General features: G+C 33.8%; 22 protein-coding genes. 16 read left to right on the top strand and 6 right to left on the bottom strand.

Annotated features, from left to right (window positions below; all coding sequences use genetic code 11):
- Positions 1-7: 7 nt before the first annotated feature.
- Positions 8-586, bottom strand: a complete 579-nt coding sequence (gene exsB / locus ACZDYH_RS14120) for an exosporium protein ExsB (RefSeq protein ID WP_000817498.1) — start codon at positions 584-586, stop codon at positions 8-10.
- Positions 587-767: 181 nt separating this feature from the next.
- Here exsB and cotH point away from each other — a divergent pair, with 181 nt between their 5' ends.
- From cotH to ACZDYH_RS14080, 8 genes are all read left to right on the top strand, one after another.
- Positions 768-1844 carry a spore coat protein CotH gene (gene cotH, locus ACZDYH_RS14115; protein ID WP_000938001.1) on the top strand — a complete coding sequence of 359 codons (1077 nt, stop codon included), beginning with the start codon at positions 768-770 and terminating at the stop codon, positions 1842-1844.
- A 104-nt stretch (positions 1845-1948) separates the two neighbouring features.
- Positions 1949-2566, top strand: coding sequence for an NUDIX hydrolase N-terminal domain-containing protein (locus ACZDYH_RS14110; RefSeq protein WP_000153583.1), 618 nt, complete (start codon positions 1949-1951; stop codon positions 2564-2566).
- Between the two features lie 104 nt (positions 2567-2670).
- Positions 2671-3273, top strand: a complete 603-nt coding sequence (uptA, locus tag ACZDYH_RS14105) for an undecaprenyl phosphate transporter UptA (RefSeq protein ID WP_000880691.1) — start codon at positions 2671-2673, stop codon at positions 3271-3273.
- A gap of 97 nt (positions 3274-3370) precedes the next feature.
- Positions 3371-4750: a putative polysaccharide biosynthesis protein gene (locus ACZDYH_RS14100; RefSeq protein ID WP_474886427.1), complete on the top strand. Its 1380-nt coding sequence runs from the start codon at positions 3371-3373 to the stop codon at positions 4748-4750.
- A gap of 331 nt (positions 4751-5081) precedes the next feature.
- Entirely contained in the window at positions 5082-6023 is a 942-nt protein-coding gene (locus ACZDYH_RS14095; protein WP_000932389.1) for a magnesium transporter CorA family protein, read from the top strand.
- Positions 6024-6221: 198 nt separating this feature from the next.
- Complete coding sequence (locus ACZDYH_RS14090; protein WP_000418716.1) at positions 6222-7118, top strand: permease; 897 nt, start codon at positions 6222-6224, stop codon at positions 7116-7118.
- Between the two features lie 3 nt (positions 7119-7121).
- Positions 7122-7991: a TIGR03943 family putative permease subunit gene (locus ACZDYH_RS14085; protein WP_000488043.1), complete on the top strand. Its 870-nt coding sequence runs from the start codon at positions 7122-7124 to the stop codon at positions 7989-7991.
- A gap of 119 nt (positions 7992-8110) precedes the next feature.
- Positions 8111-8617 (top strand): acyl-CoA thioesterase, encoded by a 507-nt coding sequence (locus tag ACZDYH_RS14080; protein ID WP_000141164.1) that lies wholly within the window; start codon positions 8111-8113, stop codon positions 8615-8617.
- A 126-nt stretch (positions 8618-8743) separates the two neighbouring features.
- Here ACZDYH_RS14080 and ACZDYH_RS14075 read toward each other — a convergent pair whose 3' ends face one another.
- On the bottom strand, positions 8744-8830 hold the full coding sequence (locus tag ACZDYH_RS14075; protein ID WP_000505094.1) for a YjcZ family sporulation protein: 87 nt from the start codon (positions 8828-8830) through the stop codon (positions 8744-8746).
- A 160-nt stretch (positions 8831-8990) separates the two neighbouring features.
- Here ACZDYH_RS14075 and cls point away from each other — a divergent pair, with 160 nt between their 5' ends.
- The 4 genes from cls (at position 8991) to ACZDYH_RS14055 (ending at position 11799) form a co-directional block, all read left to right on the top strand.
- Positions 8991-10175 (top strand): cardiolipin synthase, encoded by a 1185-nt coding sequence (gene cls / locus ACZDYH_RS14070; protein ID WP_002023919.1) that lies wholly within the window; start codon positions 8991-8993, stop codon positions 10173-10175.
- 35 nt (positions 10176-10210) lie between these two features.
- Positions 10211-10669, top strand: a complete 459-nt coding sequence (locus ACZDYH_RS14065; protein ID WP_000340527.1) for a spore coat protein — start codon at positions 10211-10213, stop codon at positions 10667-10669.
- Positions 10670-10894: 225 nt separating this feature from the next.
- Entirely contained in the window at positions 10895-11074 is a 180-nt protein-coding gene (locus tag ACZDYH_RS14060) for a hypothetical protein (protein ID WP_001045960.1), read from the top strand.
- 101 nt (positions 11075-11175) lie between these two features.
- On the top strand, positions 11176-11799 hold the full coding sequence (locus tag ACZDYH_RS14055) for an NAD(P)-dependent oxidoreductase (RefSeq protein ID WP_049107633.1): 624 nt from the start codon (positions 11176-11178) through the stop codon (positions 11797-11799).
- Between the two features lie 24 nt (positions 11800-11823).
- Here the strand turns inward: ACZDYH_RS14055 and ACZDYH_RS14050 are convergent, their stop codons facing one another.
- From ACZDYH_RS14050 to ACZDYH_RS14040, 3 genes are all read right to left on the bottom strand, one after another.
- Positions 11824-12306, bottom strand: coding sequence for a DUF456 domain-containing protein (locus tag ACZDYH_RS14050; protein WP_000217339.1), 483 nt, complete (start codon positions 12304-12306; stop codon positions 11824-11826).
- 1 nt (position 12307) lies between these two features.
- Entirely contained in the window at positions 12308-13615 is a 1308-nt protein-coding gene (locus tag ACZDYH_RS14045) for a hemolysin family protein (protein WP_000353738.1), read from the bottom strand.
- Between the two features lie 208 nt (positions 13616-13823).
- Positions 13824-14693: a hypothetical protein gene (locus ACZDYH_RS14040; protein WP_000055265.1), complete on the bottom strand. Its 870-nt coding sequence runs from the start codon at positions 14691-14693 to the stop codon at positions 13824-13826.
- Between the two features lie 256 nt (positions 14694-14949).
- On the opposite strand from ACZDYH_RS14040, the gene cbpA reads away from it, so the two are divergent.
- The 4 genes from cbpA (at position 14950) to ACZDYH_RS14020 (ending at position 18333) form a co-directional block, all read left to right on the top strand.
- Positions 14950-15597, top strand: a complete 648-nt coding sequence (gene cbpA, locus ACZDYH_RS14035; protein ID WP_001220526.1) for a cyclic di-AMP binding protein CbpA — start codon at positions 14950-14952, stop codon at positions 15595-15597.
- 456 nt (positions 15598-16053) lie between these two features.
- Positions 16054-17391: a branched-chain amino acid transport system II carrier protein BrnQ4 gene (brnQ4, locus tag ACZDYH_RS14030; protein WP_011110049.1), complete on the top strand. Its 1338-nt coding sequence runs from the start codon at positions 16054-16056 to the stop codon at positions 17389-17391.
- Between the two features lie 65 nt (positions 17392-17456).
- Entirely contained in the window at positions 17457-17786 is a 330-nt protein-coding gene (csaA, locus tag ACZDYH_RS14025; RefSeq protein WP_001263013.1) for a chaperone CsaA, read from the top strand.
- Complete coding sequence (locus ACZDYH_RS14020) at positions 17767-18333, top strand: DUF1572 domain-containing protein (RefSeq protein ID WP_474886419.1); 567 nt, start codon at positions 17767-17769, stop codon at positions 18331-18333. Before csaA ends, ACZDYH_RS14020 begins: the two co-directional genes overlap by 20 nt.
- On the opposite strand, the gene ACZDYH_RS14015 is transcribed toward ACZDYH_RS14020, so the two are convergent.
- Positions 18306-18611: a hypothetical protein gene (locus tag ACZDYH_RS14015; RefSeq protein ID WP_002164560.1), complete on the bottom strand. Its 306-nt coding sequence runs from the start codon at positions 18609-18611 to the stop codon at positions 18306-18308. The two genes, ACZDYH_RS14020 and ACZDYH_RS14015, sit on opposite strands and share 28 nt — an antisense overlap.
- Positions 18612-18613: the final 2 nt, after the last annotated feature.

The raw sequence follows: 18613 nt of genomic DNA, 5'->3' as shown, positions 1-18613 counted from the left end.
ATAAAAACTAGCAGTTACGTTTTTTATACCAGAAGTGATCGAATTTCTTATTTTTGCAAGATGGGAATTTATGTCCGCCTTTGCAATCATTCCATTTGTGTCCGCTATCGTGACAGTCTTTACCATGATCACATGAATCATCGCAAGAGTGACCGTGTCTGTTAGGGAAGAATTCGCATTTTTTACAGAAACTTCGTTTTGTCCAGAAAAATTTCTTTTCAAAGCGTATGCATTTTGTAATGAATGTACAATGTTTTCTGCGAGTACGTTTTGTAACTAATACGCATTCTTTTCTACGCGTTACTTTCGTAACGAACGTCCATTTTTGAACACGTACACGTGTACATTTCGTAACAAATGTCCATTTTTTTACGTGCGTACATTTTGTAACGAACGTACAATGTTTCACGCGAGTACATCTTGTTCTTGGACATTTACCCCCAGTTGTACATTTACATCCAGTTGTACAATGATGATGAGTGAATTTATCATCATCGCATTCAAAAGTACTTGGATCTTGGTGTAAGAAATCCTCCATCCCAGCACTTTTGATTTCTTCAACAGCTTTTCTAATATCACGTTTCATAGAAATCCTCCTTATCATGTATTAAAGTGAAAAGGTATTCTTTTTCCTTAACATGATATGTATGTAGGCATCTTTCTGAACAGGACAAGAGTGTAATTTTATATAAATAGATGATTGCGGATGTATGGACAAGACAAGGCGCATACATTGAATGAAGAGAACTGAGAAGGGATGAGAAAACATGCTGCCTTCATATGATTTTTTTGTTCATCCAATGTACTTAGTGGAATTGAAAAAGGACATTTGGTCAGATAGTCCAGTGCCAGCAAAATTAACTTATGGAAAAAAGAAGTATGATATTGATATCGTATACCGAGGAGCTCATATTCGCGAATTTGAGAAAAAGTCTTATCATGTTATGTTTTATAAGCCTAAAAAATTTCAAGGTGCGAAAGAGTTTCATTTGAATTCGGAGTTTATGGATCCGTCTCTCATACGAAATAAATTATCTTTAGATTTTTTTCATGATATTGGTGTACTTTCGCCAAAATCACAACATGTATTTATAAAAATTAATGGTCAAATTCAAGGTGTGTATTTACAGTTAGAATCGGTTGATGAAAATTTTTTGAAAAATAGAGGATTACCGAGTGGTTCTATTTATTATGCGATAGATGATGATGCGAATTTTTCATTAATGAGTGAACGAGATAAAGATGTTAAGACAGAGCTCTTTGCGGGTTATGAATTTAAATATTCGAATAAAAATAGTGAAGAACAACTGAGTGAATTTGTATTTCAAGCGAATACTTTGACGAGGGAAGCCTATGAAAAAGAAATTGGGAAGTTTCTACATGTAGATAAATATTTACGATGGTTAGCAGGAGTTATTTTTACGCAAAACTTTGATGGTTTCGTTCATAACTATGCACTATATCATAACGATGAAACAAATTTATTTGAAGTTATACCGTGGGATTATGATGCGACTTGGGGGCGAGATGTACAAGGGAGACCACTTAATCATGAATATATTCGCATTCAAGGGTATAATACGTTAAGTGCAAGATTGCTAGACATACCTGTATTTAGAAAGCAGTATCGAAGTATTTTGGAAGAAATATTAGAAAATCAATTCACAGTTTCGTTTATGAGGCCGAAAGTAGAAGGGTTGTGTGAATTGATTCGCCCATATTTACTACAAGATCCATACATGAAAGAAAAATTAGAAACATTTGATCAAGAGGCTGATATGATTTATGAATATATAAATAAAAGAAGAAAGTATATACAAGACCACTTACATGAATTAGATTAATTTTGAAAGAGATTGAAACGTTATCAATCTCTTTTTTTTGTATAATAAAGATGTATCAATAAAAATGAAGTAATATATTTGATAGAGAATGGGGATGCGGATATATGACGATTAAATGGATTGATTGGGTAAAACAAATACAATCTATAGCTCAAGCGGGTTTAACGTATTCTAAGGATGTGTATGATATTGAGCGTTTCCAGCAATTACGAGATATTTCTATTTCAATGATGTCACATTACACGAAAACAGATTGGGAAGTCGTAGAGAAATTATTTGCACGTGAGACAGGCTATCAAACACCTAAAGTTGATATAAGAGCGGTTGTTTTTCAAAATGAAAAGTTATTATTTGTGAAAGAAAAAAGCGATGGGAAATGGGCATTGCCAGGTGGATGGGCTGATGTCGGTTATACGCCAACCGAAGTTGCAGCAAAAGAGGTTTTCGAAGAGACTGGTTATGAGGTAGATCATTTTAAGTTACTAGCTATATTTGATAAAGAAAAACATCAACCCTCTCCATCGGCGACGCATGTATATAAGATTTTCATTGGATGCGAGATTATTGGTGGAGAAAAGAAAACTAGTATTGAAACAGAAGAGGTGGAGTTTTTTGGTGAAAATGAATTGCCTAATTTATCAATTGCTAGAAATACAGAAGACCAAATTAAAGAGATGTTTGCCTACATGAAGGACCCGCAGAAAGAGAAATTAATAGATTAATCCTGCTTGAATTGTACATATTGTTAAAATGAAGATATTGGCAGATTGCAGCCTTTATGTAATAATGGGATGGTATGTGAAGAAAAAAGGAGATAAAAAAGAACATGTTAGCAAACATAATAGATCAGTTATTGCAATTTTTTGCAAGCTTAGGTTACTTTGGAGTAGCTCTTGCTTTAATGATTGAAGTAATCCCGAGTGAAATTGTACTTTCGTATGCTGGCTTTTTAGTAGCGAATGGTAAAATTAGTTTTGTGGGTGCAGTTATCGCCGGAACGATTGGTGGTACTTTAGCGCAAATCTTTTTATACTGGCTTGGATACTACGGAGGGCGTCCGGTTGTAGAGAAATATGGGAAATATCTACTTATTAATAAACATCATTTAGACATAGCGGAAGGTTGGTTTAAGCGTTATGGAGCAGGCGTAATATTTTCTGCGCGCTTTATCCCAGTAGTACGTCATGCGATCTCTATTCCAGCAGGGCTAGCTAAGATGCCATTAAAACTATTTACACTTTATACGGTTGTAGCGATCATTCCATGGTCAATTCTATTTATATACTTAGGTGAAAAACTTGGTGGGAATTGGCGACAAATTAAAGAGTATGCATCTGATTACACACATTACATAATTATAGGAGCTGTTCTTTTTATTGCTCTATACTTTGGTTTAAAGTATTTCAAAAAGAAAAAAGCAGCGCGTTAAAGTCAATGATTTTTCATTGGCTTTTTTTGTTTGTTTCGGTTCTAAAGAAAAGGAGTTGTCCATAATGTGTAATAATAAAGCGTAGCGGAGGAATGTGATGAAAGGGTCACCGTTTATACGTGGAACGATATTTTTAACGATGGCAACGATGATATCAAAAATGTTAGGGTTTATATATGTTATACCATTTACAGCGATGGTCGGTACGAGTGGTTACGTTCTATACACATATGCATATCGTCCTTATACCATCATGCTCAGTATAGCAACAATGGGATTACCGCTAGCTGTTTCAAAGATGGTATCAAAATATGATCAACTGAATGATTATCATACGGTTAAGAGAGTGTTGAAAAGTGGAATCGTGTTTATGTTTATAATGGGAGTCATTTCGTGTTTTACGTTATATATGCTAGCTCCGCATTTAGCTAAACTTGTCATCGATGGGAATGATCAAACGGGGAATAGTGTAGGAGCGGTTACTACTAATATTCGAATTGTAAGTTTTGCGTTAATACTTGTGCCAGTAATGAGTTTATTAAGGGGCTTCTTTCAAGGATTCCAATCGATGGGGCCTTCTGCATTAAGTGTAGTTGTAGAGCAATTTTTTCGGGTTTTAACCATTTTAATAGGAAGCTTTGTCGTTTTATATGTTTTAAAAGCTTCTGTTTCGCTAGCGGTTGGTATTTCAACGTTCGGTGCATTTATGGGAGCTGTAGGTGGATTAACTGTTTTAAGTGCGTATTATATAAGAAGGAGAAGGCACTTAAAGAAAAAAGAGATGGAAAGTATACCACAAACAACGAAATCTTTTTTCTCATTGTATAAGGAGCTCTTTACATATTCTATGCCTTTTGTTGTGGTGGGCTTAGCAATTCCGTTGTATCAGACGATTGATACATTTACAATTAATAAACTACTTATACAAATAGGGTATATGCAAGGAGAAGCGGAAAAAATTAATGCGATAATTGGTCTTGTTCAAATGGTTGTGCTTATCCCGGTATCCGTTGCAACAGCTTTTAGTATGTCTCTCGTACCAGAGATGACGAAAGCTTACACAGCAGGAAATACGAAGCTATTGTACAAACATTTTACGAGAACAAATGTATTAGTAGTAGCAATTACGGTACCGGCGGCAATTGGAATGATGGTGTTAGCCAAACCTGTATATACTCTTTTATTCGGTGCTGGAAATGATCCAGAGATGGGGAGAATCATTTTACAGTATTATGCTCCTGCTTGCATACTATTTTCTCTTTTTACAGTAACGGCTGCTATGCTACAAGGAATCAATCAACAGCAGAAGACGGTGCTAGGACTAGTGATTGGAATTATTGTGAAGATAGTTTTAAATATTGTATTGCTTCCGTATTTCGATTATGTAAGTTTTATCATTTCAACATACGCGGGCTATACGATTTCAGTCGGGTTTAACTTGTGGATGCTTTCTAAATATGTTATAAAGGCAACATAAGCTTTTAAGGCAGAGAGCACTCTGTCTTTTTCTATGTTTATCCCGCTTTAACGGGCAGTGAGACCCTCACCGCACAATTCAACGAAAGAAAAGAAGTTTGGTTGGGGGCGGATAACCCGTAAAAGCCCGATTTGTAAGGGCTAATAATTAGGGAGGATGAAGCCCCCACTGATTAAAGTTTCACTTTATAATATTTTTCTTATAAAAACGTTTTCAAAATAATTTTTCTATTGAAATTTAAACGTATGTTTCATATGCTGAGAATGGCGGTTTAAAAACTGTGATTTAAGAGAGGTAGATTCCTACATGTAAAAAGAATCGGGGTGATAGTATGTTAAATATATATTTAACAGACCGAAACGGAAAACTACAAGAGATTGAGGAAATGCAAAAGGGGTGCTGGATTAATGTACTTCATCCAACAGAAGAAGAAATTCAATATCTAGTACAAACTTTAAATGTAGACTTAGATTTCATTAAAGACCCTTTGGATGATGAAGAACGCTCTCGTATTGAAAAGGAAGACAATAATACTTTAATTATCGTGGATATTCCGACAGTTAGACATGATGAAGAAGGAAATTCGATTTATGACACGATTCCAATAGGTATGATTGTGATGCCGGATTGTTTTGTTACAATCTGCTTAGAAGAGAATCCAATTTTTGAACGTTTTATTAATCAACGTATTAAAGAATTTTATACGTTTAAGAAGACGCGCTTTGCACTTCAGCTCTTATATACGATTTCTACTTATTATTTAAGATACTTAAAGCAAATAAATCGAAAAACAATTGATTTAGAGCATCAATTAAATCAGTCAATGAAAAATAAAGAGATTTTCACATTGTTAGGCCTTGAGAAAAGTTTAGTATACTTTACAACGTCATTAAAGGCTAATAAAATTGTAATTCAAAAGTTAATGCGTAATAGTACATTTTTAAAAATGTATGAAGACGATCAAGATTTATTAGAAGATGTATTAATTGAAAATAAACAGGCTATTGAAATGGCGGAAATATATAGTCACATTTTAAGTGGAATGATGAATACTTTTAGCTCCGTTATATCAAATAATTTAAATAGTGTTATGAAACTGTTAACGTCAATTACGATCATTTTATCTTTACCGACGATGGTTTCTAGTTTCTTTGGAATGAACGTAAAGGTTCCGTTTGAAGGGGAAGCCCACGGTTTTGTAATTGTACTCATCATATGTGTAACACTATCTTTCACGTTAGCTTTTGTTTTTTGGAAGAAACGTTACTTTTAACGATAAGAAAGCTGCTCTAGCATAGTTATATAACTACGCTAGAGCAGCTTTTTTGCTATGAAATCTCAAATTTTGAATAGAATATAACTTGTACAATGTAATGTATATAAAGGGTATGTATGCCATATAAACCTTGTTCAATTAATGAAATGGGGTTAAAATTACATATTGTTAATGAAAAGTTGGAGGAAATACATCATGGAATTGTTTCAATTACCGAAAGCATTCCTGCAAATGAATACAATTTTTATCTCCATATTGATCGAAGCACTTCCTTTCGTGCTCATTGGTGTATTTATTTCAGGATTCATTCAAATGTTCGTGACAGAAGATATGGTGGCAAAATGGATGCCGAAGAACCGATTTCTGTCTGTTTTATTAGCTACTTTTTTAGGTATGTTGTTTCCGGGTTGTGAATGTGGAATTGTTCCGATTGTAAGACGATTAATCGGAAAAGGCGTTCCACCATACGCAGGGATTGCATTTATGTTAACTGGTCCAATTATTAATCCAGTTGTTTTATTTGCAACATACGTTGCCTTTGGGAGTAGTATGCACATGGTATGGTATCGTTCTATTGTAGCGATTATCGTAGCCATTATCGTTGGAATTATATTATCCTTTATGTTTAAAGAACATCAATTAAGAGATGATCACTTCCCAGAAGTGAATAATAAGCGTCCACTGCGTAAAAAAATGTGGGATGTATGTACACACGCTGTTGAGGAATTCTTCTCAATGGGAAAATATTTAGTACTAGGTGCATTAATTGCAGCAGCGGTACAAACGTTTGTACAAACTTCAACACTTCTTGCTATTGGACAAGGTCCGTTTTCTTCATCAGCTGTTATGATGGGACTTGCTTATATATTATCACTTTGTTCAGAGGCAGATGCATTTATCGCTTCTTCGTTCCAAAGTACGTTTTCAACAGCTTCACTTGTCGCGTTCCTCGTTTATGGACCGATGGTGGATATTAAAAATATGTTTATGATGCTTGCGACATTTAAAACTAAATTTGTAATTGTTGTTATAGTTACAGTTACTCTTGTTGTTTATGCAAGCTCACTACTCATTTATGCGATGGGGTGGTAGGTTATGTTTCGAGCATATATATTATTAGGTTTTACAATATTAATTGCGCAGCTTCATATTTCCGGTAACATTACGAAGTATATCAATATGAAGTATGCCTATTTATCAACAACAGCAGCAATTATTTTAGGTTTCTTAACGATTATACAAATTATCGTCGTTTTCCAAAAAGAGCACCAAAAGGAAAAAGAGAAAAATGATTGCAGTTGTGACCATAGCCATTGCGGGCATGATCATTCAAAAGATGAGAATACATGGTGGAAAAAAGCATTTTCGTACTCCTTGTTTTGTTTTCCAATTATCTCAGGGTTATTTTTCCCAATTGCGACGTTAGATTCGGATATTGTTAAAGCGAAAGGATTTCACTTTCCTGTTGCACAAGCAGAAAGTAAGGATCCATTTATGACAAGACAATTTCTAAGACCTGATACGAGCATTTATTACGGGAAAGAAGGATACCGTGGTGTAATGGAAAAAGGGAAGAAAGAGTTTGTTACGAAAGACAATATTAATTTGAAAGATGAAGACTTCCTAAAGGGTATGGAAACAATTTATAATTATCCTGGCGAGTTTACTGGGAAAAAATTATCTTTTAAAGGGTTTGTTTTTAGGGATGATTCTTCTAAAAAAGAACAATACTTCTTATTCCGTTTCGGTATTATACATTGCGTAGCAGATTCTGGTGTGTATGGTATGTTAGTGAAAAAGCCAGAAGGCGTAGAGTGGAATAATGATGACTGGATTCAAGTAGAAGGAGAGATAACTACTGAGTTTTATCAGCCGTTTCATGCGAATATTCCTGTATTAGAAGTAACAAAATGGAATAAAGTTGAACAGCCGAAAGAACAATATGTATTTAGAGGAGCCGATTGATAAAATCGGTTCTTTTTTGTGGACTAAAAGTTCTGAATGTTGTTAATATTAAACGTGTAGTTCATTTAGTATAGTGATTATTGAAATATTAGGGATAAATCATTAAAGGGGTGATAACAATGACAGAAGTAAAGGGGAAAACAGCCAATGAGTCAAGGGTGTTCAAAACGAGCCGAGTATTCCCAACAGATTTAAATGATCATAACACGCTATTTGGTGGGAAGATATTAGCGGAGATGGATATGGTTGCTTCTATTTCAGCATCCAGACATTCGAGAAAGGAATGTGTCACAGCATCTATGGACTGGGTCGATTTCTTACATCCTGTTCGTTCTTCAGATTGTGTTAGTTATGAATCTTTCGTAATTTGGACGGGAAGAACTTCGATGGAAGTGTTTGTGAAGGTAGTGGCTGAAGATTTAATTTCAGGTGAGAAGCGTATAGCGGCAACGTCATTCGTTACTTTTGTAGCACTTAGTAAGGAAAATAATCCAGTTCCTGTACCGCGTGTTATCCCTGAAACAGAAGAAGAGAAAGAATTACATCGTATTGCTGTGTTACGTGCAGAACAGCGTCATATACGTAAGGCAGAGAGTAAGAAAGTAGCCACATTGTTAACCTTTTGAGATGAATATTTAGCCATTTAAGTTACTATAGTAGGCGGAAATGGTTTTAAAATGAAAAGCGGACACCTAAAAATAGGTGTCCGCTTTTATAGTTTTTTCATCCACATATCATATGACAGTAGCTACTTAGCAGAAGCAAGCAGCACCGACGATGATTAAGAGGATAAATAATACGACTAATAGCGCAAATCCATTACCATGTGCGAAGCCCATTGTTATTTCCTCCTTTTATTTTAAGATACAACATACAATATGCAAATGAGCTATTGTTTGATATGGACATATATCATGCAATGACATATTTTCTTGAATGATAATGTAATAAAAAAGGGAAGATATAGAAATAACAGTAAGTGGAGAAAGGAATTTATCCATGAAGCACTTTTTCGCTATAATCCTTTGTTTAATAGGTGTATTCATTTGGATGAACATCGATGTGGAAATGGGGAAGGAAATGGCTAGTGAATATGAATTAGGACAAGTTCGATTAGGTGAATTTCAATTATATACGAACGGTGAAGAGTTATATAGAAAATTATTTGAGGATATAAACGATGCAGAAAAGTATATATATATCCATTTTTATATTGTAGGAAAAGATGAAATAAGCCAAGAGTTTTTACAGTTATTAGAGAAAAAAGCATCTAGCGGAGTAGAAGTGAAATTGTCAGTCGATCGGATAGGTGGATATAAGCTGAAGAAAAAGGTAATTAGCCGATTAAAGGAAAACGGTGTGAAGTTTACATTTAGTAAAAAACCGAAACTGAAAAATGTGTTCTATTCTTTGCATCAACGGAATCATAGACGTATTGTTACGATAGATGGAAAGGTATCATACGTCGGTGGTTTTAATATCGGAAAGGAGTACCTTGGACAAAATCCAAAGTTTGGGCCATGGCGTGATTATCACGTGCGCATCCATGGTGAGGGTGCAGCGGATATGGAAAGAAAGTTCGCCGAAGATTGGAAAGAAGATACAGGAGAAAAAATGCCTATACATGAAAGTATACCTACATTAGGGAATGTGAAATATCAATATTTATTTTCAAATGGAAAAGGCTTATGGGAAAAGTATGGGGCACTTTTAAAAAAGGCTAAAAAGTCTTTAATTATCGCTACACCATATTTTGTACCAAGTAAAGAAATGGTGAAAGAGTTAAAAGCTGCATTAAATCGTGGTGTTAATGTGAAAATTCTCGTGCCATTTAAAAGTGATGCCATATTGTTAAAACAAGCTGCCTATCCATATTTGAAAGATATGTTACATGCTGGAGCGGAGATTTATCAATATCGAAATGGATTTTTTCATGGGAAAGTAACAATTATTGATGGAGAAATTGTTGATATTGGGACAGCGAATTTTGATAATAGAAGTTTTTATTTAAATTGTGAGTCTAACTGTATCATATATGATAAAACAGTTGTTGATGAAGTATGGAGTCGATTACAGGTAGACTTTCATAAATCAAAACGATTTTCTGAAGAAGATTTTGAGAAAATTAGTAGATGGGATTGGTTTTTAGCGAGAATAGCGAATGTTTTAGCATCATATTTATAGTATATGGACAAAAAAAAGAGAAGGGAGGCGCTTTAATGGACTGTATGAAAGAATTAATGAAATATAGTTATATGCTAATATACAAGGTTGGAGAGTATGCTGGAAAGGTCAGAGACGAAGAATTAAAAAATCTATTACAGCACCATTTACCATATATGTTACAAGCATATAATGAACAAGTAAATTTTCAAGAAGGAGAGAATGTGCAGCATATAACCTGTGAAACAATGGAGTTTGATTTGCATGAAATGGGAAAGGAAACAGTTAGTAAATATACAGGGGATATTCATATTGCAACCAGTTATATTGCGCATTTGAAACGATTAGCTTTAAAGTTTGCTCAAGTTGCAGTGGAAGTTGCTAACCCAGAGTTTCGCTCATTTTTGGAAAATTGTTTCCTGAAAATGAACCGTTACGCTTATAGTGTGTGGCAATATGTTATGAAGAAGGAATATAAGATTACACATCTATATGAAAATGAAAAGTTTGCATGAGAAACTAAGGCGAAATGGTATGCGCCTTAGTTTTTTTACGTCTATTGAGAGAAAAAACTAGTTTTATTGTGTATCGATTGGAAATGAAATATATAAATTAAAATTAGGTTTTGTTATCGGAAAATTTACAAAAATTTACCGTATATTTACTGTTTTTCAATCTCTCCTTTAAAAATAGAGAGTAATATGAGGTTGTACATATTCTATCACAAGGAGGAAACGCAAATGAACAAATGGGTTAAATCATTAACTGCTATGGCACTTGCAAGTTCTTTATTAATGGTAGGTTGTAGTAAAGGTGAGGACAAGAAGAAAGAAGACGACACAACAACACAACAAGAGGACAAAAAGGATAAAGAAACAAGCGGAACCGAGAAGTCTACTGATTCTAAAGAAAAGAAATAAAGTAATAATAAAGCTTCCTCTTATATATGAGGAAGTTTTTTTGTTGTAAATTGACTGAGATTATTGAAAAATAGAAAGAGAATGAAAGAGGGGGAAAACAAATGAAAGTATGTATATTGGGAGCAACAGGACGAGTAGGTTCAAACATAATTAATTTAGCATTAAAGGATTCAGCTGAAGTGACTGCATTAGCGCGTGATTTAAATAGAATAGAAATACAACATGAAAGGTTAAGAGTGATAGAAGGGAATGTATTGAACGAAAATGATATAAAGAAAGCGATAGAAGGAAGTGATATAGTAATTAGTGCACTTGGAACGGATCAAAATGGAACATTAGCGAAGAGTATGCCACAAATTATAAAGGAAATGGAAGAAGATGGGGTTCGTAGGATCATAACAATAGGAACAGCTGGTATTTTACAAGCAAGAACAGATCTAAATTTATATCGTTTTCAATCAACGGAATCAAAACGGAAAACGACAACGGCAGCGGAAGATCATTTGGCTGCATATAAGGTACTAAGTAATAGTAATAATTTATGTTGGACAGTTGTTTGTCCGACACATTTAATAGATGGTGAGGCGACAGAGGTATATCGAACTGAAAAAGATATATTGCCAGAGGGTGGATCAAAAATTACAGTGGGTGATACAGCACACTTTACATGGGATCTATGTAAGAAAAATATATATGAAAATAGTCGAGTAGGTATTGCATATTAAAAAACCATCCCGAAGTCGGGATGGTTAAAAGATGATATAACACAAGAAGATGATAATCATAATGATTTGGAGAATTGCTTTCGCTACTGTACTGCTTAAAAAACCAACTACAGTAGCGACTCCAACTAGAAAAGCATCTTTTGGCGATTTTTTATGTACTAGTTCTGTTATAAATACTGATAAGAACGGTATGATAATAAGTCCGAATGGTGGGAAGAAGAACGAGCCCACAATGATAGAAATCATTCCGACACGTTCGCCCCATTTAGAACTACCGTATTTTTTTAAGAAATATCCATTTGCAATAAAATCAGCAACGAAAATGAAAAGAGTGAAAATGACTTGAATAATCCAAAAAGAAGTTGTTAATTCGCCTCCATTTATACCGAAATGGTAAATCAAATATCCAGCCCAGACAGCTAGTATGCCAGGGATAATTGGATAAATAAAGGCGAGAAATGAAACAACGAAACAGGCAATGATACAAATTGTTAATAAAACAGTCACTTTATAGCTCCTTTTTAATATCTAGTTTATGTACAGCAACTTTTTTGACTTGATGTCCATCAAGTTCTAATACTTTAAATTGAAAACCAGCGTATTCAATGGAATAGCCAGCTTCAATATTTAAGTCAACTGCTTGAGAGAGAAGCCATCCTCCGATTGTATCTAAATCACTATCATCAATATGTAGGCCAAACATATCATTTACTTCAGAAATAAGCACCTTTCCATCTAAAACAGTAAGCTTAGGTGTACGCTTTTCAATCATAGGTGATTCATCAGCATCGAATTCATCTTGAATTTCTCCAATGATTTCTTCAAGAATATCTTCCATCGTTAAAAGTCCGGCAGTACCACCATATTCATCCATAACGATTGCCATCTGAACGCGATTCTTTTGAAGGTGGACTAACGTTTTACGAATTGGAACTGTTTCAAATACAGTTAGAACAGGATGTATATAAGATTCAAGTGGTTTATAAATACCTTTCGTTTGATCATGGAATACTTCTTTCGTATTGATCATCCCAATGATATCATCTTTATCTTTTTCAATGATTGGATAGCGTGTATATTTTTCAGTAGCGACGATATCCATATTTTCTTCTAACGTATTTTCAGTAGACAAGCAAATCATTTCGGTACGAGGAACCATAATTTCTTTCGCAACTCGATCATCAAATTCAAAAATGTTATTTACATATTTATATTCGGTTTGGTTTATTTCACCGCTTTTAAAACTTTCACCTAAAATGAGTCGCAATTCCTCTTCAGAATGAGCAAGTTCACTTTCCTTCGCAGGTTCTAATCCGAGTAGTTTTGTGAAAAATATAGCTGTACTATTGAGTAGCCAAATGAATGGATACATAATTTTATCAAATAAAATAAGCGGTCTTGCAAATTTGAGTGTGATTGCTTCTGCTTTTTGAATTGCGAAAGACTTTGGAACTAATTCACCTAATACAACGTGGAAAAATGTAATAACACTAAAAGCAATAACAAAAGATAAAGTGTTAGCCATTGTTCCAGTAATATTAATTTTTTCAAAGAGCGGTCGTAGTATATGTTCCACAGTCGGTTCACCAAGCCAACCAAGCCCTAAAGAAGTGATTGTAATTCCGAGCTGACAAGCTGATAAATAAACATCTAAATTAGATAGGACGCTTCTTGCAGCTAAAGCTTGTTTATTACCTTCATTTGCAAGTTGGTCAATTCGACTTTTTCGTACTTTTACAACAGCGAATTCTGATGCAACGAAAAAGCCAGAAATAAGAATAAGTACAAAGATGAGAAAAATATTTAATATGTCCAAGCGTGTTCTCCATTCCAAGGTCTGGAATAAAGATGTCACCTCCTGCAATTATGTTATACTTTTATAATAAATCCAAATGAAAAGAATAGTCAAAGGAAAAGGGTAAATATTGGTATGTTTCTGTAATAGTTTTTGAATTTGCTGTTATTTTGTCCGCTATACAAAAGGAATAACCCCCTACTTTTAGATTATAGAGGGTTATTTTAAATTAAGGTTTTGGAACACTTCTCGTTAAAGTGTATGACTGTTGCTTGGAGTAGTTTGTGGTCCATAGTGTTTGAAGGAAAGAAAGTATGCTATATGGGATATAGAGTAGTAATAAGCCGATTGTAACAATTATAGGTGAATTTCCGCCAAATTGAACGATAAATTGTAACAGTCCATTTGCATGAAAAACGCATTCCATAAAAACGAATGAAAGAATAATGGAACCTAAAATTGATTTATGATTTGAAGTAAGCGCTAAAAACAATGTGTCTACAAGAAAAGAATCATGTTTTATTTCATATTCATTTGTGTTTTTTAAGAAAGGAATCCATTTTTTTACTGCTTGCATAACGATAATCATGGAAGTACTACATACGATGATAAATGATGAGTAGTAAGGAAGGTTTATAAATTGTGCGATGTATAGAAGTAGTAATAAGACTGAACATTGTAATACTACAGTGCAAAAAGAGTAAGGTATCCATTTCAATACAGTAGTAAACTTTTTAAACGAGTTAGGTACTTTGAAAAATAAATGGCCGATACCCAAACTTATGAAAAATCCGATCGCAAGGGTAAAAGTAAAACGAACAATCGATATAAAATATATTTCCCATATGTAAGGGAATAATGGTGTTGAATGATTAGAAGTATGTATCATTTGGTTTGCTGAGAAAAAGATAGATTCATGCATCCAATCAACCTTTGGAATTGATATAGAAGAAAGCTGTGCGAAGTTTTGAAAAATGCTAATAAATCCATTTTGATAAGAGTAATTGTGTGTAATAAAAAGAGCTGGAATAGGACTTATGGCAAAAATAAAAATAACACCAATTATAAATTTACATATATGTGAGCGTAATAAGGACATATAACCACCTACTCTTAGAATATTCAGAAAATTCTTATTCTTATTTTAGCTTTTTTTGAAAGAAGTTACAATATATTTTTCATTTAGTAATTCAGAGAGAAGATTTGATAGCAAAAATATACAAGTGAAGGATTCATGAATAAATTATGACAAGAAAATGAATAATTTTCAGAAAAATAAAATAAATTATTTATTTTTTTCTGAAAATATAATATAGTTATGGCACAGAAAGTATTTTAACATAAGGAGGCTTTTTATGAGGATTAAAGGGAATTACGTGCCGAAAAGGGAAGTTTTACTGTGCTCAAGTTCGATTACGATTGGGGAAGCGTTAGAGCATTTAAATAAAACGGGGTATCGTTGTGTACCAGTTTTAGATGAAAAAAAAGAGAAATTTTTAGGGAATATATATAAAGTAGATATTTTAGAATATAAAGGATCACTTGATGAGAGTGTAATACAATTATTAAACGATAAAGAAGGATTTGTGAGAGAAGATTCATCTTTCTTTAAAGTATTTTTTACAATAAAAAAATTGCCTTATTTATCAGTAGTTGATGAAAAAGGGGTTTTCCTTGGAATTTTAACGCATAAAAAAGTTTTTGAGTTATTAGAGGATGCATGGGGCGTTCACTCTAGTAAATACTCTGTCATGATTGGAACGCAAGACTATAATGGAGCAATCCAAAAATTATCGACAGTTTTAAAGAAATACACTGGTATTCAAAGTTTGATGACTTTTGATAATGATGCCTTATTAGTTCGTAGAATTATGTTTACATTAGGAGAAGAGTTTAACGACGGTGAATTAGAGACATTATTGAAAGATTTAGAAGATCACGGATTTAGAGTTGTGTATGTGGAAGAGATGAAAAATCCACGTGAAGTTGAAACGATAGAGTAACATACAAAAGCCATCTAATTATATTATTAGATGGCTTTTGTATGTTACGTGTATAAAGTTATTTGAAAATAACAATTGAATAATAGGTGAGATTGTAACAATATTTGTGTAAGAGAATAAAAAATGTAGATAATTTCGATTTTCAAAAAAATCAATTTGAAAATATGTTTTTATTTTGCAACTAAATATGTTACTATATGTGTGATAAAAACAAAGAGGTCTGACATCTACACTCCACGTAATAACACTCTAATGATTTGAAAATTCAAAAAAATCAAAATTCAAAATAATAATTGTATTAATGATTAGAGTAAAAATAAGGGGAATGGAGAAATTATGGAGAAAGACACTGCTTTGTAAGGGGCATATTTTATCATCTTGAGCAGAGAGGAGGATGCATAGCATATTGTAAAATATAGAGATAAACAATGAAAAAGTGCTATGCAAATGAAGAGCATGAAGGGACGTTTAAGGCCAGGTGATACGGTAGCAATTGGTTTAATGCTATTTGCATTATTTTTAGGAGCAGGAAATTTAATTTTTCCGCCAGTTTTAGGTCAACAAGCAGGAGAGAATGTTTGGATTGCTACAATAGGATTCCTTGTAACGGGAGTCGGATTACCCCTACTAGCTGTAACAGCTGTCGCGTTTGTAGAGGGGGACTTGAAAGCGCTATCTTCTAGAGTCCACCCTATATTTGCGTTTATTTTCCCATTGATTAGTTATTTAGCAATTGGACCATTTTTCGCGATTCCTCGTACTGGAGCTGTTTCGTTTGAAATGGGTATGAAGCCGTTTTTATCAGAGGCAATGGTTTCAGAGTGGTACATGCTATTTCTTTTCACGATAGTTTTCTTCGGAATAACGTGGTATTTATCATTAAATCCATCTAAATTAGTGGATTGGTTCGGAAAGTTTCTTACACCATTATTAGTATTAATTGTCGCTGTTATTGTCGGAAAGGCAATTATTGATCCAATTGGAGAGCCAGCTGCGCCGTTAGCTGCTTACAAAGAAAATGCTTTCTTTGGTGGATTTATTCAAGGATATTTAACGATGGATGCAATTAGCGCGCTTGTATTCGGAATTGTCGTTGTACAAGTTATCCGCTCTAAAGGGATAAAAGAGAGTAGTCAAATTGCAAAAATAACAGTAGTATCAGGTATTATTGCTGTACTTGGTTTAACGTTAATTTATTTATCACTTGCTTATCTTGGTTCAACAAGTACATCACTTGGTATCTCAGAAAACGGTGGCCTTATTTTAACGAATGTTGTAAATGAGCTATATGGGACGAGTGGTAAAATTTTATTAGGGCTTGTTATTATACTCGCTTGTTTAACAACTTCTGTTGGGTTAACATCTGCGTGTGCAGGTTTCTTTACAAACTTATTCCCAAAACTTTCGCATAAAACGATTGTAACAATGGTATGTGTATTTAGTTTAATTGTATCTAACCTAGGTTTAACACAATTAATCGCAGTAACATTACCTGTGTTAATGATCATTTATCCAGTTGCAATTGTATTAATCGTACTTTCGTATTTCCATAAGTGGATTGGGAAGCGTAATACAATTTATATTGGAGCTATTTTAGGTGCATTGTTAATTAGTTTCTTTAACGGTTTAGAAAGTGCGAAAATTAAAATTGACGCGATTTCTAATGTACTACAAATGTTACCGTTATATAACGAAGGAATCGGATGGTTAATTCCATCATGTATTGGCGGGATTCTCGGTTTCTTCTTCTATAAATCAAATGAATCAAGTGAATTACAAAAGAAAGGTGCTTAGGCACCTTTCTTTTTTTGAAGGGGATTTTTGTATTTTGTCTAAGTAATAATTGGGGGGAATGATAAATGGCTAATTTTGAAGATTTTTTAAATTTGGATTTGAGAATTGGAACTGTAATACATGCAGAGGAATTTAAAGAAGCGAGAGTACCAGCGATTAAACTAGCAATAGATTTTGGAGAAATCGGGATAAAGCAGTCAAGTGCTCAAATTACGAAAAGGTATATTCCAGAAGATTTAATCGGTCAACAAATCGTTGCTGTTGTAAACTTTCCACCAAAGCGTGTAGCTGGATTCAAATCAGAAGTGCTTGTGCTTGGTGGTGTTCCTGAAGCTGATGATGTTGTGTTACTTCAGCCTAATATGGAATTGCCAAATGGAACAAAAATTAGCTAGGGTGAAGGTAGGGGCTAATATGGATATCGGACGAGAATATTTGCAATGTGCGATTTCGAACTTTAAAGCAACAAAGAAACAAGGGGAACGGGCACTTTCTCAATTATCATATGAACAAATACAATGGTTTTCTCATGAAGAAACAAATAGTATAGAGATTATTATTAAGCATCTGCACGGTAATATGCGTTCTAGATGGACGGATTTTTTAACGTCTGATGGTGAAAAAACAGATCGTAATCGAGATGGTGAATTTGAAGGATGCTATCATTCAAAAGAAGAAACCCTTATAGCTTGGCAAGAAGGATGGAAATATGTTTTTAATACGATGAATACTTTAACGCCGGAACACTTATTGAAGACGGTATACATTCGCGGTGAAGCACATACTGTCATGCAAGCAATTGAAAGGCAAATTTCTCATTATGCATTGCATATTGGTCAGATTATTTACATTGGGAAGATGTTAAAAGAAAATGAGTGGGAATGTTTAAGTATTCCGAGAGGTCAGTCTGCGCGTTATGTAGAGAAAAAACGTTCAACATAATAATAAGAAAGAAACCGATAAAAAATAGGAAAAAAGAAAGTCAGCCAAATAATAGATGGTTCTGTAATCATAAGAATACTGCCAAAAATAAGTCCATATATAATAAGAAAGAAATTGAAAAGTGTATTCACAGGGAGAAATCGTGAGATGAACACTTGCTGTCGTTTAAAACAATCACTGTGAAATAAATAAAAGCGGAAGTACCATGTGGCTGTAATAAGGTCTTTCTTTCTCACAATTCTTTTTTTGCATGTATGACAGATAAATGGTGGTTGCATTT

This window comes from Bacillus sp. EB V-12 (genome assembly GCF_056158125.1).
Note: the sequence above shows the minus strand (reverse complement) of the source record. Positions and strands in the feature narration are given on the sequence as shown.